Here is a 14,787-nt window from a genome sequence, read left to right as displayed (position 1 = left end):
GTCGCCATGCTGAGCGTGCCGACACTCTGGACCGTCATCGTCATCAACTTCCTGGCGCTGGGCCTTGTCTGGGCCTATGTGGCGCGCGCCTATCCCAAATTCGAGGCAGCGCGGTACTGGACGGCGGCGGCGGTGCTGGCTGCAGCAGGCGCGGCGATTTCGATGCTGCGCGACGTGATGGATCTGCGCTTCTCGCTGGTCGGCGGCGGCGGCCTGATGATCTTCTCGTCGTGGCTCGCCTGCATGGGCGTGGCCCGGTTCTATCACCGGCCGGTGTCCTGGCCGACGGCGATCGCCAGCTCGCTGCTCTGCGGTGCCGGCCTCGCCTTCTTCCTGGTCGTCACCGACAACATGCCGATGCGGGTCGTGATCTACTCGCTGGCACAAGCGACTCCGATCCTGCTGACGCTGCCGCTGCTCCTCGGCAAGCAGAACGGCCGGGAAAATCCCGGCGCTCGCCTCGCTGCGATCGTGGGATTGCTGCTCCTGTCCATTCACGCGGTCCGCTCCGGCGCGGCGCTGCTCGGCTATGGCGGCGCCATCACCGCGATCAACAACGGCTTGCAGACGTTGATGATCCTGCTCCTGGTGTTCCTGGCCATGGCTTGGAATTTCGCCTGTCTGCTGATGGCGATCGAGCGGCTGCGCAACGAGGTTGCCGACCTTGCGCTGCTCGACGATCTCACCGGTGTTGCCAACCGGCGGCATCTGCTGCAGCGCCTGACCGAAGAGTGTGCCCGTTCGGGGCGGAGCGGCGCGCCGTTCTCGCTGCTGCTGATCGATCTCGACGGCTTCAAGACCATCAACGACACCCATGGCCATGCCGCCGGCGATGCCTGCCTCAAGCATTTCACCCTGATGGCGCAGACGCGCCTCCGCCCCGGCGACATGCTCGCCCGCACCGGCGGCGACGAGTTCTGCATCGTGCTGCCGTCCTCGTCGTTGCGCGAGGCTGCCACGATCGCCCGCCGCGTGCTCGAGGTCTGCCGTCAGGATGCCGCCAGGTGCACCGGCAGCGACATTCCGATCGCGATCTCGATCGGGGTCGCGCAGTGGGATCGCGGCATCGGGGAATTCCCGGACCGCCTGATGGCCAATGCCGACCACGCCCTCTATGCCGCCAAGAAGAACGGCAAGAACGATTTTGCGGTCTATGATCCCGCCCCGCCGCTTTCGCCCGAGACGGTCGAGACGTTGAGAAAATTCGCGTAAAGCCGTATGTTTGGGTCGCATTGGACCTTACATGATGCTGTCTCGCCTGACAGCGGCCGCTTTGGCCGCTCTCCTTCTGATCGCTCCCGCCGCCGCAACTGACGCCGAGCTCGCCGAGCTCGCGCGCGCCTCCGGCACGCCCGACATCCCCGGCTTGAAGATCGTCTGGCTGGCGCCATGGGGCGATGTCCGCAACGCAAGACCCTGGCGCAACGTCATCGTGCACCAGACCGAGGGACCTGCGGGCTCGGCGCGCGGCGGCGCGCAAGCGCAGGCGAAGAACCCGACGCGGCGCGGCGTCACGGTCTGGGTCGAGACCGACGGCACGGTCTATTGGGCGGTCGCCGAAAACCTGGTGCCGACCCACGGCGACGGTGCCAACCGCAACGACAACAAATACATCGACAACCGGCCGACCTATCGCCAGGTCGTGCGCGACAACTCGATCGGTGTCGAGTTCGCCGGCAACTATCCCGACGTGACGACGGGCCCGACCGAGGCACAGGTCGCGGCGTGGAAGATTCTCGTCAAGGTGCTGCGCGCGCGCTACGACATCCCGGCTGACCGCGTCTATGCGCACAACTGGATCGACTACAAGGACGCGCGCTATTGCGAAGGCTGCACGCTTGCGACGATGGCAAGGGAATGGGGGGAGTAGACGGTTTGCTTCCTCGCCCCGCTTGCCGGGAGAGGTGGAGGAGCAGCGGCTCGAACAAGCCAAACCGCCTGCGCCACCGAGCCGAAGAATCGTCGAGAGGGAATGCGATGGCTGTCCCACTCACCGCTGTCATCGCCGGTTTAACCGGGCGATCCAGTATTCCAGAGACGTGCATTGAAGATCTCGCTATTGCCAGTGGTGCTGCGGCGTACTGGATGCCCCGGTCAAGCCGGGGCATGACACCGAGTGCGGAGCTTCGCTTCGCATCACGCAAACAAAAAAGCCGGCGTTGCCGCCGGCTTTTTCTCTACTTTCGATCCGCCAATCTCTTGTGCTGAACCGCCCCGCTTAGTGCGCGGCTTCCAGTGCAGCCTGTTCCTGCCTTGCGATCGTGCCCTTGACCGCGGACTGCACCTTCTCGAAGGCGCGGACCTCGATCTGCCGGACGCGCTCGCGCGACACGCCGAACTCGGCGGCAAGGTCTTCCAACGTCATCGGCTCATCGGCGAGGCGGCGCGCCTCGAAGATGCGGCGTTCGCGCGGGTTGAGCACGCCCATGGCGCCGTTCAGCGCGTCACGGCGGTGATCATACTCCTCGTGCTCCGCCATCATGGCTTCCTGGTTGGGCGTGTTGTCGACCAGCCAGTCCTGCCATTCGCCGGCTTCGCCATCGTCGCGGATCGGCGCGTTGAGCGACGCGTCGCCACCGAGGCGGCGGTTCATGTCGATCACGTCCTGATCGGTGACGCCGAGGCGCTTGGCGATCATCTGCACCTGGTCGGGGCGGAGATCGCCTTCGTCCAGTGCGTTGATCTTGCTCTTCGCCTTGCGCAGGTTGAAGAACAGCTTCTTCTGGTTCGCGGTGGTGCCCATCTTCACGAGCGACCAGGAACGCAGGATGTACTCTTGAATCGACGCCTTGATCCACCACATGGCGTAGGTGGCGAGACGGAACCCCTTCTCGGGTTCGAAACGCTTCACCGCCTGCATCAGGCCGACATTGCCTTCCGAGACGACCTCGGAGATCGGCAGGCCGTAGCCGCGATAGCCCATGGCGATCTTGGCCACGAGGCGGAGGTGGCTGGTGACGAGTTGGTGTGCCGCGTCGCGATCGTCATGCTCGCGCCAACGCTTGGCGAGCATGTATTCCTGCTGGGGTTCCAGCATCGGGAATTTGCGGATCTCGGCGAGGTAGCGAGAAAGGCCGGATTCTCCATTGAGGACCGGCAAAGCAGCGGTACGGGCCATAGTGCGCCCTCCAAAGGTTCAGGCCCCCGATAGCGGCGGGCCAGGCAGACGACCGCTGTGTCAAAGCCGGCCGGGCTGCGATGTTCCGCGCTGGTCATTTCCAACGCAGGCGCAATATACCCCATCGGGGGTCAAAAAGGGAAGGATTGCTGACGTCACGTCCCCGTGTGGCAGCTATAACTTTTTGTAATGTAACGACTTTCTTAAGCGGCCTGCGTCATAGCGCCGCTTTGAGGGCGCTTTGAAGGAGAAGCAAATCCTCCGGCAGAGGCGCCTCCCAGTGCAGAAGTTCTCCCGTCCTCGGGTGCTCCAATACCAGCAGGTAAGCATGTAAGGCCTGCCGCCCAAGCGCCGCCAACGCGGCTTGCGACTCAGGGCCGAGCTGGTTGGCCTTGGTCTTGAAATGCGGGCCATAGACGGCATCGCCCATCAGAGGATGGCCGATATGGGCGAGGTGGACGCGGATCTGATGGGTGCGGCCGGTCTCGAGCTCGCAGGCGAGCAAAGCGGCGACGCCCTTGTCGTCGCGTCCATTGAAGCTCTCCAGAATCTCCCAATGAGTCACCGCCTCGCGTCCGCTCTGGCGCACCGCCATCTTCTCGCGTGCATGCGGATGGCGGTCGATCGGCGCATCGACGGTGCCGCGATGCCGGTTCGGCACGCCCCAGGCGAAGGCCATGTAACCGCGCCGCATCGCGCCGGTGCGGCCGTGGTCGGCGAATTGGGCGGTCAGTGAGGCATGGGCGAGGTCGTTCTTGGCGACCACCATCAGCCCGGTCGTGTCCTTGTCGAGCCGGTGCACGATGCCGGGCCGGCGCACCCCGCCGATGCCCGACAGCGAGGTGCCGCAATGGGCGATCAGCGCGTTCACCAAGGTGCCGGTCTCGTGGCCGGCCGCGGGGTGCACCACCAGCCCCTTGGGCTTGTTGAGGACGACGATGTCGTCGTCCTCGAACACGATATCGAGGGCGATCTCCTCCCCCTTGGGCTCGGCAGGCGCCGCCTCCGGCACGTCGATTATGATCGTATCGCCGGATGCGACGTGATAAGCGGGGTCGCGGACCGCGGCGGCCTTCAGCTGCACTGCGCCCGCCAGGATCAGGGCTTTCAGCCTCGATCGCGACAGCTCCGGCAGGCGCGCTGCCAGCACGCGGTCGAGCCGCGCCGAGCCCTCGTCGCCGGCGACGATAACCTCCAACCTTTGCGCTGACCCAGAGCTTTCCATGACGACGTCTGATACCGCTGTTCCCGAACCGACCCCCGAGCAGGCCGCGCTGTTCGCGCGGGTGCGGCGGATGATGCTGATCGCGGGGTTGACCACGGCGCTGGCGATCTGCGCCGTCCTGATCGCGGTGGGCTACCGCCTTTTCAAGTCCGAGGGAAGGGCGCCCGAGCCGGCGGGCGACGTCACCGCCACCCTGCCCAAGGGCGCCAGGATCGTTTCGACCGGAGTCGCCGGCGACCGCCTCGTAGTCACGCTGGAGGTCGGCGGGGTCATCGAGATCCGCACCTTCGATGCCCACACCTTGAAGCCGGCCGGCAAGTTGAAATTCGCCAATGAGCCGTAAGGTGGGCCGCAGTCGCGAGGCATACTCCGCCGTCGTCCCGGACAAGCGAAGCGCCGATCCGGGACCCCCGCGTGAGCGCTTGCGCTCGTCGCCATAACCACAGGGTTCAGTTAACAAAATCCAGCCGGCAGCTCCGATTTGTCTTAGCCACGACCAACCGGGGTGTAATGGTCCCTGGCTTTGGCTTCACCAGGACGACGTCGCCGAGGCCGTTTGAAACCCGTGAATCTCACCTTGCCGCCGTCCAAATTCGCGGCTATGTCGTACCCCTCACGCTCCCTTCGTCTAGCGGTTAGGACGCGGCCCTCTCAAGGCTGAAACAGGGGTTCGATTCCCCTAGGGAGCGCCATTGCCTTTGCTCTGCTGGCAAGACCAGGTTGCGGTACCGCAACCAGCCTGATGCCCCCCGCAATAACTTCGACTGGCCGATAGCGCGAATGGCCCGGTAAAGGCCTAGCCGTCATCGCCGCAGGTGCGGTCGTGTCGCAGATTGAGCGTGCCGAAGACGATGCCGCCCCCTTTCTCTGAACAATCGCAACCGTGCAGTCGAGCCAGCTCGCTCTTATGTATCTATCGATACGCACCAGCACGACGGTTGCCGCGGCCTTGATCGCGGCATAGGTGCTGGTGAAACCAACGACCAGGGAGTTGATCGATGAGGTCCTTTCTGCTGCTGACGGCCAGTGGTCCGCTGCTGGTCCTCACGTCCCACGGAACGCTGCACGATCCGAAGTTCCTGGGCAGGCTCAAAGCCAAGGGAATCGGCAAGTTTGTCGCCTTCGATGTGCCGCTTGATCTCGCGAAGGAGCGCTATGGCGGGCATTTCCACGCGGTCGAAAGCGATTTGCACGAAACAGACGACTTGAGGGTCCTCGATTTCAATGGGCAGCGGATCTTTCAGCTGTTTCGTTTCGACGAACTCGGTGCCGCAGTATTGCAAGAGCAAGCCTGATGCACGCCTGATCGCGCCCGGAAGGGAGCGGCTGGTTGCCATCAGAAATCCATTGGCGGCATGCCCGGCGCATGCGTCTCGGCCTTCTTCGGCTTTTCGGCGACCAGCGCTTCCGTCGTGATAAGGAGCGCGGCGATGGAGGAGGCATCCTGCAACGCGGTACGCACGACCTTGGCGGGGTCGATCACGCCGGCCTTCACCATGTCCTGATATTCGCCGGTCGCAGCATTGAACCCCCAATTGTAGTTGTCGTTCTCAAGCACCTTGTTGACGACCAGCGAGCCCTCTTCACCCGCGTTCTCCGCGATCTGGCATGCTGGCATCCGCAGCGCGCGACGCACGATCTCGACGCCTGCCTTCTGATCGTCATTGGCCGTCCTCATGCCCTTGAGCGCCTTCTGCGCTCGCAGCAGGGCGACGCCGCCGCCGGGAAGGATGCCTTCCTCGACCGCTGCGCGCGTTGCATGATGCGCGTCATCGACGCGGTCCTTGCGCTCCTTGACCTCGACCTCGGTTGCGCCGCCGACGCGGATCACCGCGACCCCGCCGGCAAGCTTCGCCAAACGCTCCTGGAGTTTCTCGCGGTCGTAGTCAGAGGTGGTCTCCTCGATCTGCATCTTGATCTGCGTCGTGCGCGCTTCAATGTCCTTTTTCGCGCCGGCGCCGTCGACGATGGTCGTGCTCTCCTTATCGACCACGACCTTCTTGGCGCGCCCCAGCATGTCGAGCGTGACATTCTCGAGCTTGATGCCGATATCTTCGGAGATCGCGGTGCCGCCGGTCAGGATCGCAATGTCTTCCAGCATCGCCTTGCGGCGATCGCCAAAACCCGGCGCCTTCACCGCGGCGACCTTCAAGCCGCCACGCAGCTTGTTGACAAGGAGCGTTGCGAGCGCTTCGCCTTCGACATCCTCCGCGACGATCAGAAGCGGCTTGCCCGATTGCGCCACCGCCTCCAGGAGCGGAAGCAGGGTTTGCAGCACAGACAGCTTCTTCTCGTGGATCAGCAGATAGACGTCCTCAAGCTCGACGCGCATCTTTTCGGCATTGGTGGCGAAATAGGGCGAGATGTAGCCGCGGTCGAACTGCATGCCTTCGACGATTTCGAGCTCGGTGCTGAGGCTCTTTGCCTCTTCCACCGTAATGACGCCCTCATTGCCGACCTTCTTCATGGCGTCGGCGAGGAACTTGCCTATCTCGGCGTCGCCATTCGCCGAGATGGTGGCGACCTGAGCGATCTCCTCGTTAGCCGTCACCTTCCTGGCATGAGACTTCAGGTCATGCACGATCGCGTCCACCGCAAGATCGATGCCGCGCTTGAGGTCCATCGGATTCATGCCTGCGGCGACCGACTTGGCGCCTTCCTTGACAATGGCTTCTGCGAGCACGGTTGCGGTCGTGGTGCCGTCGCCCGCGATATCGCTGGTCCTGGACGCCACCTCGCGCACCATCTGGGCGCCCATGTTCTCGAACCTGTCCTCAAGCTCGATCTCCTTGGCGACGGTGATACCGTCCTTGGTGATACGCGGCGCGCCGAACGATCTTTCGATCACCACATTGCGCCCCTTGGGACCGAGCGTGACCTTGACGGCATTCGCCAGCGCATCAATGCCCCGCAGCATCCGTTCGCGCGCTTCCGTCGCGAATTTCAGATCCTTGGCAACCATGATGTGAACCTCCCTTCACTCCTCCCCTTAAGCTGAGCAAGCGGTCTCAGGTCGCCTTCAATCAGGAGCCGGCGCCCTTGACCGTCCGTCGGTTACGTCTGGATTATACAGCAATTTCAATTGAATAGGAGTTCGCATTTTTGTTCTGAGTGGCGCGGCAAATCTGCGCTATTACCACCACGTTGCAGGATACGGCTCCGCAGCCGCAGCACTATCTCGGACGATGACTGACTGATTGCGTCGGCAGCATCGCCGAGCTTTCCGCTTTGCGCGGTTCCGCGCGCGCCGGGGCTTCGCCCACGTGCGTCCTTCGCCGCGGGTGCAATTCCGACCCGAATCAAGCGGCGGACGCCCGTCATTTCCGCTATGATCAGGCGCATGACGATCCGGATTGCCGGACCCCAACGCAAGGCACCACGGCTAAGTGGCGTGGTCGGGCTGACCGTTGCGGCTGTCGTCACTACGATTTGCCTGATCCTGCTCGGGCTCGCGAGCGATTTCCTGGTCGACTGGCTGTGGTTTTCGTCGGTTGGCTATCTGCAGGTCTTCTGGATGACGATCGGCGCCAAAGCCGCCGTCTTTGTCGCGATCTGGACAGCAACTGCTCTCGTACTTTGGGTGAACGGGTGGCTCGCGCTGCGTGTCGCCGGCAAGCGGTCAACACAGCTTGCGGCGGCTGCGGTGTGGCAGGCCGCGGGCAGCGCGCCACCGGATCCGCTTGCACAGTGGCGCGATCGCTTGCCGTGGCGCTCGATTATCGCAGGCGGGGCTGTCCTGCTCGCCCTTCTCGTCGCAGCGACCGAAGTGGGCAACTGGGGCACCTTCCTGCGGTTTCTCTATCAGGTGCCATATGGCGCAGACGAGCCGCTCTACGGCAAGGATATCGGCTTCTATCTGTTCTCGTTGCCCGCCTATATCCTGCTCAAGAACTGGATGATGCTCACGCTCGCTCTGAGTGCGCTTGTCGCCGGAACGATCTACTGGGCTCATGGCGATGTCGAATACGATTCTCAACACCGTTCAATGTCGCCGACAGCGATTGGCCACGGCTCGGCGCTGCTCGGTCTTTTCTTCGCGGTGAAGGCCTGGTCCTATAGTCTCGATCGCTATCTGCTGCTCTACGGCGACAACGGCGTGGTCGTCGGCGCAAGTTACACCGATGTCCATGTCGGGCTGCCGGCCCTGTGGCTGATGATCGGACTTTCGATCGTCGCGGCTCTCGCCACGTGGGCGAACTTGCGGACGCGCAGTTACCGGCTTCCTGTCGCCGCGTTCCTGCTCGTCGCCATCGGCACTTTCGTGCTGTCCGGCGGAGTCCCCGTTCTGGTCTGGCAATTCTTCGTCAAACCAAGCGAGTTGGATCTGGAGAAGCCCTACATCGAGCGCAACATTGCGTTCACCCGGCAGGCCTACAATCTGGACAAGATCACAGCCAGGCCCTTCGCTGCCGAACAGAAGCTTACGTCCAAGACGCTCGACGCCAACAAGGCGACAATCGATAATATCAGGCTGTGGGACTGGCTGCCTCTGTCGGACACCTACGCGCAGCTGCAAGAGATCCGCACTTACTACAAATTCCATGATCTTGACGTCGATCGCTACTGGCTCGACGGCTCCTACCAAAGTGTGATGCTCTCGGCACGCGAACTGCGGCCCTCCCTGCTGCCGCCGAACGCCCGGACATGGGTCAACCGCCACGTGCTGTTTACTCATGGCAATGGTGCGGTGATGAGCCCGGTCACGCGCAAGAGCACTGAAGGACTGCCGCTCCTCTATTTGCGGGATATCCCTCCCGTTGCGGATGGAGGCCCCAAAATCCACGAGCCGCGCATCTACTACAGCGAACAGAGCAACAACTACGTCATCGTCAAGGGAAGCACAGCTGAGTTCGACTATCCGAAGGGAAAAGACAATGTCTACGCGGCTTATGACGGCACGGGTGGCATTCCGATAGGAGCGGCGGTGTGGAGAGGCCTGTTTGCCTACTATTTCAATGACCCGAACCTGCTGCTCTCAAGCTACATCACCACCGACAGTCGGATCATGATCCGCCGCAATATCGGGGAAAGGGTACAAACGATCGCTCCGTTCCTCAGGCTCGATCACGATCCTTATCTGGTCATCAGCAATGGGCGGATGTTCTGGATGCAGGACGCCTACACGGTGAGTTCCTATTTCCCCTCTTCGCAGCCAGCGCAGGATTTCGATCTCAACTACATTCGCAATTCAGTGAAGGTCATCATCGATGCCTATAATGGGACCGTCGATTTTTACCTCATTGACACCGGCGACCCGGTCGCGGCGACCTATCAGCGTATCTTTCCGAGCTTGTTCAAGTCGTTCGAGGCGATGCCTCCGGACTTGCAGAAGCACATTCGATATCCGGAGGACCTGTTCCTGATCCAGGCGCGGCTCTATCAGACCTACCATATGGAGGCCGCCGACGTTTTCTATAACCGCGAGGATCTGTGGCAATTCCCGCGCCAGCCAGGCGGCGGCGGCATTGCAACGATGGCGCCGTACTACATCGTCATGCGGCTGCCCGGAGAGCCGCAGGCCGAGTTCTTCCTCATGCTTCCCATGGTGCCCAGCCGCCGCGACAATATGATCGCGTGGCTCGCCGCGCGCTGTGACGCGCCCGACTACGGCAAGCTGATCGTCTACGAATTTCCCAAGGAGAAGCTCGTCTACGGGCCGTTCCAGATCGAGGCGCGGATCAACCAGAGTACCGAGATATCGCAACAAATCACGCTGTGGAATCAGATGGGTTCGCGGGTGATACGCGGCGCGAACTTGCTTGTGATCCCGATCGAGAACTCGATCCTATATGTATCGCCGCTCTATTTGCGAGCGGAGCACGGACACCTGCCAGAACTAAAGCGTGTGATCGCAGCCTATGGTGAACATGTGGTGATGAAGGAGACGCTCGGCGAGGCCCTGTCCGCGTTGTTCATCGAGCCTGGCGGGACGCGGCCGGTCTCGAGCACAAATGAGGAAATACCCGTTACAGGCCAGTCGACAAGTCAGGCAAGGGAGGCGCTCGATCGCTACAATCAGGCCGTTGAACGATTGCGCTCCGGCGATTGGAAAGGCTTTGGCACGCAATTCGACGCAATGCGCGAGCTCTTGGAGGAAATGAACCGACGTCCCGTCGGCCATTAGTGCCCACCCCCATCACGAACGCGGCGCCACGATTGGGCTCTGCTCAAGATCATATCGCGATTTCAATGACATAAGAGTTCGCAGTTTTATTCTGGGTGGCGCGCCAAAATGCACGATATTCCGCGATATTTTGCGATGGATTCCCGATCGGGAGTGCCAGCCCCTCGATCGACTGATCTTGCAAGCGGTGGTGGGCAGAAGTGTTGCCCCTGGCTCGATGACTGTTTGCCAGTTCGCGGGGTTCCTTAGGCGCCTTCCGACTGCAAACGCGATTTGTCCATCTACCGGCTTTCGTTCGTCGCTGCACCCGATCTGCTCATTCCCGCTCCATCATGTCGGCGATCGCCTTGATGCGGCTTCTGGCGTATTTCGGCAGGCCGGCGCTCAGCGAATCGCCGCTGTTGAAGGAGCTGTTGCCCATGAGCAGTTGCGCGGGCACGAGGTTTCGCAGAATGGGAGTATTGATGTATTCCCTTTGCTTGTTCAGCACGTCGTTCCTGACCGCAATCAGGATGTAGACCGTCGCGATCGCGACTTCCCGCTCAGTCGGATGCTGTTGCAGAACCGCAAGCAGCTTGCCGAATTGGATGACCTGGTTGACCCAAAAGATGTTCTGCTCGAGCCCGCTGGTGACTGTGGAGTCGAGCCCTGTCAGGCTCGGCAGCTCGGCAAGGTGCGGCTGCGTGACCAACATGATCTCACTTTGGAACTCGATGAAATCCGGAATCGGCTTTTTGCTCTCCTCGCGCAGCTTGTTGGCAAGCTGAATGCCCGTCGGAATTTTCCCTTCGAACATGTAGCGGGACTGCACGCAGATCGCCTTCGCGTCCTCGCACCAGTGGCGATTTGGCGGACGGTTTTGCGCGGCGCCCGCGTCCTTGTCGGGAACAGCATCGCCCGCCGTGATTGGCCGGTGTTTGACTGCCGGATCGATCTGCTCGAGGAACGCGACATTCGCATACCGCGACAGATCCAATGCCGCTGCCGGTCTTGGAAGTCGAAACCGCGCCTCCGCCTGGTAGATCGAGAGCTTCAGCTTCGTTTGTTGGTTGAGCGTGGGCTCAACGAAGCTCGGGAAGAGCGAGAGGAAGCGCCGCTGAACGGGACGTGAGCGGGCCCAATCTTCGAAAGGAATGAGCCCGGTCGAGGAATCGGCAAGCTTGTCGTTGCGTTGGTCGGCGAAGATGACGGTGCGCGGTTTGATTTGTGCGATCGGAATGCTGGCGACTGCGGGCACGTCCTCCAGCTGGAATTCCTGCGCGGCCGCGCCCGTGCAAGTGGCCACCCAGGCGGCGATGAGGGCAGCGGCACGGATGGGTCTCATGGCATCAATGCTCAGTTCAGCCGCCGCCAGAAGTAATCGGGATCGACTCGGCGCGGCGGTTGCGGGAGGCGATCCTCGTCGTCGGGATATCCGCGCCAGGAGGGATATTCGCGCGGACCAAGACGCCAGTTCGGGAATGGAAAGGGCGACCGGTTATCGCTGTAATGGCGGTTCTCATAGGACCACTGCTGGAATGGCCCGTCTTCGTCACGACCACCACGATAGGCGTAGCTTTCTGCACGCGAGACGATCCGAAATTGCGTATCATCGATTCTGCCCGACGGATCCCTCTTGAGATATTCGGTGAAAACGCGGCCCGAGCCGGCCGGTGAAGGATCGCCGGTATAGGGATCGATCGACAGAGTAGCGAGCTGATGCATTGCTTCGCGCGAAGGGCCGTTCAATGCCGTCTTGGGGGCGTGCAGCTCCCAGGCTGCCTGCAGGATCGGCTCGAACATCGGCAGCGCCACTTTTGATCCGGTCTGGCCGGGGCCAAGGGAGCGGCGCCCGCCATCGCTGTTGTCGTAGCCGACCCAGATGGCGATGGTAACGTCATTTGTGAAACCGACGAACCAGGCGTCGACCGCATTATCAGTGGTACCAGTCTTGCCGCCGACAAAGGGCGAAAGATGCTTCACCACGCGCGCGGTTCCGCGCGCGAGCACGCCCTGCAGCATTGATTTCAACTGGTAAAATGATGCGCGGTCGGCCGAGCCGATCCAGTCCAGGGCACGCGGATCGTGCTGGTAGATTGGTCGGCCGTCCTGTTCGATCGTTTCGATCGCATGGGGCCGAGGCCGGGCGCCCTCATTGGCGATCGCTGCATAGAACGCGGCAAGGTCGATGAGCCGCACGGTTTGGGCACCGAGCACGAATGGGTAGTAGCGCATGCAGTCCTTGTAGAGCTGCGCTTCCATCGCGAGCTCGCAGACCCGGTCGAGGCCTCGCTCGGCACTGTCGTCGAGGCCGGACGCGAGCAGTTGCACGGTGGCGAGATTGCGGGAGTTTTCCAGCGCACGCCGCAGTGTAATGGCGCCCAAAGCGCCGCCGTCATAGTTCTTCGGCGACCAGAAATCGCCCCGGCGCGCGTGGACCGTCGCGCCGATCGGTGTCAGCGTAATGGGTTCGTCCATCACCAGCGTGTTGGGCTGCAATCCCTTGCGAAGGGCGGCGAGATAGGTCAGCGGCTTCAAGGTGGAGCCGGGTTGGCGCAAGCTCTGGACGACGCGGTTGAGCTGACTTGCCGGATACGAAAAGCCGCCCGCCATCGCGAGAATGCGGCCGGTTTCGTTACCGAGTACGAGCGCCGCTCCCTGCACGGTCGGTCGAATACGCAGATCGGCACGCGCCGCTTCCTTGCCCTTGGCTTCACGCAGTTGCACGTAGACCACATCGTACGGCTTGAGGCTGCGCTGGATCGCGGCGCTCCAGGTGTTCAGCGGCAGGATTCTTCCGTCGGTCAGGCCGACGTTGATCGCGTGGCCACGCTTGCCACGCGCATTCTCCAGGACGATCGCCGATTCCCAGTGAACGTCGTAGAGAGGTAGCCGCGTCGCCTTCAACGCCGCGAGCCAAGCCGGTTCCGTGGTCTTCAGGTCTGCCGCAATACGACGGACGTCATCGGAAATGTTCGCCTCGGGTCCCTCAAACTTGTAACGACCGGTGTTCAGCTCGTACCGCGCGAGGCCCTCCTGCAATGTCGCTTCGACTACGCGCTGCAAGGCCGAGTTGACGGTCGAGCGCACCGTGTAGGAGGAGTTGGTGAGAGTATCAAGGCCCGCGGCCAATTTTGCCTCGCGGGCGATGTGATCGACGAAGTGAAAGCCGAAGTCCCGTCGCGTCGGCCGGTACTCGACCAGCTGCGGCAATACTGCTTGCGCCGCGGCGGCGTCGATCATGGCGTCGTCCCGCATGCGGCCGAGCACGTAGGCAAGGCGCTCGCGCGCGCGCTCGGGGTGGTGGTCGGGATTGAAGTAGTTCGGTCCCTTGGCGAGCCCGGCGAGGAGGGCGCCCTCGACAGCGGAGAGCGCCTTGGCCGGTTTGCCGAAATAGCTGCGCGCCGCCATCTCGATGCCCCAGGCTCCGCGACCGAGATAAATCGAGTTGAGATAGAGCTCGAGGATTTCCGCCTTGGTCAGGGCGCGCTCCATCCGCGAGGCAACGATCATTTCGCGCAGTTTTCTTTCGTAAGTGATGTCGTTGCCTACCAGCAGGTTCTTGGCGACCTGCTGCGTAATGGTCGAGCCGCCCTGCGGCCGGCCCGGGTGCGTGAAGTTGCCGATGAAGGCGCGGACCAGTCCGCGCTCGTCGATGCCGGTGTGTTGGAAGAAGCGCTTGTCCTCGGCGGCGACAAATGCGTTGCGCACCGCTTCCGGGACATCCGCAAGCTTGACCCAGATGCGGCGGTTGTTCGGCACATAAATCTCGGCAAAGCGCTCGCTCTTGTTGTCGAGGACTATGCTGGTGCCAGGAAGCCTGAGGTGCTTAAGCTCCGCCGCGTCGGGCAGATCTTTGACCGCACTGTTGTAGAAGGCGATGACCTGACCAAGATCGACCGGAGATTCTTCCACGCTTTCGACGTTGCAGAACTGCCTATAGGCCACCTGGAGGTTGGCCAAATTCAGTCCTTTGAGCGCCTTGATCTCGCTGTTCAACGCCTCCTTGTCATCCATGGCAGTGGCAATCAGATCGTCCAGGTTGATGTCCTCGATGTCGAAAGCCTTGCGCATGTGGGCGCAGCCGGCACTCAAAAGCTGCGCCACCTCGAAGCGGTCGCGCACCGCATCGAACTCCGTCTTGACTCCATCCGGCCGGGTAGTGACCTGGCTGAAGGCAAGCGCCGTGGCGAAGATCTTGATGAGTATCGAGTCCATGACCGGCCGACGGTCGAAAAAGCCGCCTCCGTAAAGGTCGTCGAACAATAACAAACAAGACTGTGTTGAGGAAAAAGTTCCTGAGCCGCCGCCACCCGCTTCTCCAGCCTTCATGATTGCTCC

At 62.1% G+C, this 14,787-nt stretch carries 10 protein-coding genes and 1 tRNA gene; 6 read left to right on the top strand and 5 right to left on the bottom strand.

What is annotated here, in order from left to right; all coding sequences use genetic code 11:
• The first annotated feature begins 6 nt into the window (after positions 1 to 6).
• Both YU9_RS0124950 and YU9_RS0124945 read left to right on the top strand, forming a co-directional pair.
• Complete coding sequence (locus tag YU9_RS0124950; protein ID WP_027575254.1) at positions 7 to 1,212, top strand: GGDEF domain-containing protein; 1,206 nt, start codon at positions 7 to 9, stop codon at positions 1,210 to 1,212.
• Between the two features lie 31 nt (positions 1,213 to 1,243).
• On the top strand, positions 1,244 to 1,870 hold the full coding sequence (locus tag YU9_RS0124945; RefSeq protein WP_027575253.1) for an N-acetylmuramoyl-L-alanine amidase: 627 nt from the start codon (positions 1,244 to 1,246) through the stop codon (positions 1,868 to 1,870).
• A 348-nt stretch (positions 1,871 to 2,218) separates the two neighbouring features.
• On the opposite strand, the gene rpoH is transcribed toward YU9_RS0124945, so the two are convergent.
• Together rpoH and YU9_RS0124935 are read right to left on the bottom strand one after the other, a co-directional pair.
• On the bottom strand, positions 2,219 to 3,118 hold the full coding sequence (rpoH, locus tag YU9_RS0124940; RefSeq protein ID WP_027575252.1) for an RNA polymerase sigma factor RpoH: 900 nt from the start codon (positions 3,116 to 3,118) through the stop codon (positions 2,219 to 2,221).
• Positions 3,119 to 3,335: 217 nt separating this feature from the next.
• A complete protein-coding gene (locus tag YU9_RS0124935) occupies positions 3,336 to 4,343 on the bottom strand; it encodes an RluA family pseudouridine synthase (protein WP_027575251.1) in 1,008 nt (335 codons plus the stop codon).
• Here YU9_RS0124935 and YU9_RS0124930 point away from each other — a divergent pair.
• The 3 genes from YU9_RS0124930 (at position 4,342) to YU9_RS0124920 (ending at position 5,638) form a co-directional block, all read left to right on the top strand.
• The gene (locus YU9_RS0124930) at positions 4,342 to 4,686 is read left to right on the top strand and encodes a hypothetical protein (RefSeq protein ID WP_027575250.1); all 345 of its coding nucleotides are present in this window, start codon (positions 4,342 to 4,344) and stop codon (positions 4,684 to 4,686) included. The genes YU9_RS0124935 and YU9_RS0124930 overlap by 2 nt on opposite strands.
• Positions 4,687 to 4,960: 274 nt before the next feature.
• A tRNA-Glu gene (locus YU9_RS0124925) sits at positions 4,961 to 5,035 on the top strand.
• Between the two features lie 306 nt (positions 5,036 to 5,341).
• A complete protein-coding gene (locus YU9_RS0124920; RefSeq protein WP_027575249.1) occupies positions 5,342 to 5,638 on the top strand; it encodes a hypothetical protein in 297 nt (98 codons plus the stop codon).
• A gap of 41 nt (positions 5,639 to 5,679) precedes the next feature.
• On the opposite strand, the gene groL is transcribed toward YU9_RS0124920, so the two are convergent.
• Entirely contained in the window at positions 5,680 to 7,305 is a 1,626-nt protein-coding gene (gene groL, locus YU9_RS0124915; protein ID WP_027575248.1) for a chaperonin GroEL, read from the bottom strand.
• Positions 7,306 to 7,683: 378 nt separating this feature from the next.
• On the opposite strand from groL, the gene YU9_RS0124910 reads away from it, so the two are divergent.
• Positions 7,684 to 10,467 (top strand): UPF0182 family protein, encoded by a 2,784-nt coding sequence (locus tag YU9_RS0124910; RefSeq protein ID WP_027575247.1) that lies wholly within the window; start codon positions 7,684 to 7,686, stop codon positions 10,465 to 10,467.
• 316 nt (positions 10,468 to 10,783) lie between these two features.
• On the opposite strand, the gene YU9_RS0124905 is transcribed toward YU9_RS0124910, so the two are convergent.
• Together YU9_RS0124905 and YU9_RS0124900 are read right to left on the bottom strand one after the other, a co-directional pair.
• Positions 10,784 to 11,704, bottom strand: coding sequence for a hypothetical protein (locus YU9_RS0124905; RefSeq protein ID WP_198028296.1), 921 nt, complete (start codon positions 11,702 to 11,704; stop codon positions 10,784 to 10,786).
• Between the two features lie 98 nt (positions 11,705 to 11,802).
• Positions 11,803 to 14,778 (bottom strand): penicillin-binding protein 1A, encoded by a 2,976-nt coding sequence (locus YU9_RS0124900; RefSeq protein ID WP_245266519.1) that lies wholly within the window; start codon positions 14,776 to 14,778, stop codon positions 11,803 to 11,805.
• Between the last annotated feature and the right edge of the window lie 9 nt (positions 14,779 to 14,787).

The organism is Bradyrhizobium sp. WSM1743, assembly GCF_000473065.1.
Taxonomy (GTDB): Bacteria; Pseudomonadota; Alphaproteobacteria; order Rhizobiales; family Xanthobacteraceae; genus Bradyrhizobium.
Note: the sequence above shows the minus strand (reverse complement) of the source record. Positions and strands in the feature narration are given on the sequence as shown.

What these genes read in the sequence shown, in the direction of transcription:
- YU9_RS0124950 (WP_027575254.1), top strand. Translation starts at nt 7, where the DNA reads ATGCTGAGCGTGCCGACACTCTGGACCGTCATCGTCATCAACTTCCTG.
- YU9_RS0124945 (WP_027575253.1), top strand. Translation starts at nt 1,244, where the DNA reads ATGATGCTGTCTCGCCTGACAGCGGCCGCTTTGGCCGCTCTCCTTCTG.
- YU9_RS0124910 (WP_027575247.1), top strand. Translation starts at nt 7,684, where the DNA reads ATGACGATCCGGATTGCCGGACCCCAACGCAAGGCACCACGGCTAAGT.
- YU9_RS0124920 (WP_027575249.1), top strand. Translation starts at nt 5,342, where the DNA reads ATGAGGTCCTTTCTGCTGCTGACGGCCAGTGGTCCGCTGCTGGTCCTC.
- YU9_RS0124935 (WP_027575251.1), bottom strand. Translation starts at nt 4,343, where the DNA reads ATGGAAAGCTCTGGGTCAGCGCAAAGGTTGGAGGTTATCGTCGCCGGC.
- groL (WP_027575248.1), bottom strand. Translation starts at nt 7,305, where the DNA reads ATGGTTGCCAAGGATCTGAAATTCGCGACGGAAGCGCGCGAACGGATG.
- YU9_RS0124900 (WP_245266519.1), bottom strand. Translation starts at nt 14,778, where the DNA reads ATGAAGGCTGGAGAAGCGGGTGGCGGCGGCTCAGGAACTTTTTCCTCA.
- rpoH (WP_027575252.1), bottom strand. Translation starts at nt 3,118, where the DNA reads ATGGCCCGTACCGCTGCTTTGCCGGTCCTCAATGGAGAATCCGGCCTT.
- YU9_RS0124930 (WP_027575250.1), top strand. Translation starts at nt 4,342, where the DNA reads ATGACGACGTCTGATACCGCTGTTCCCGAACCGACCCCCGAGCAGGCC.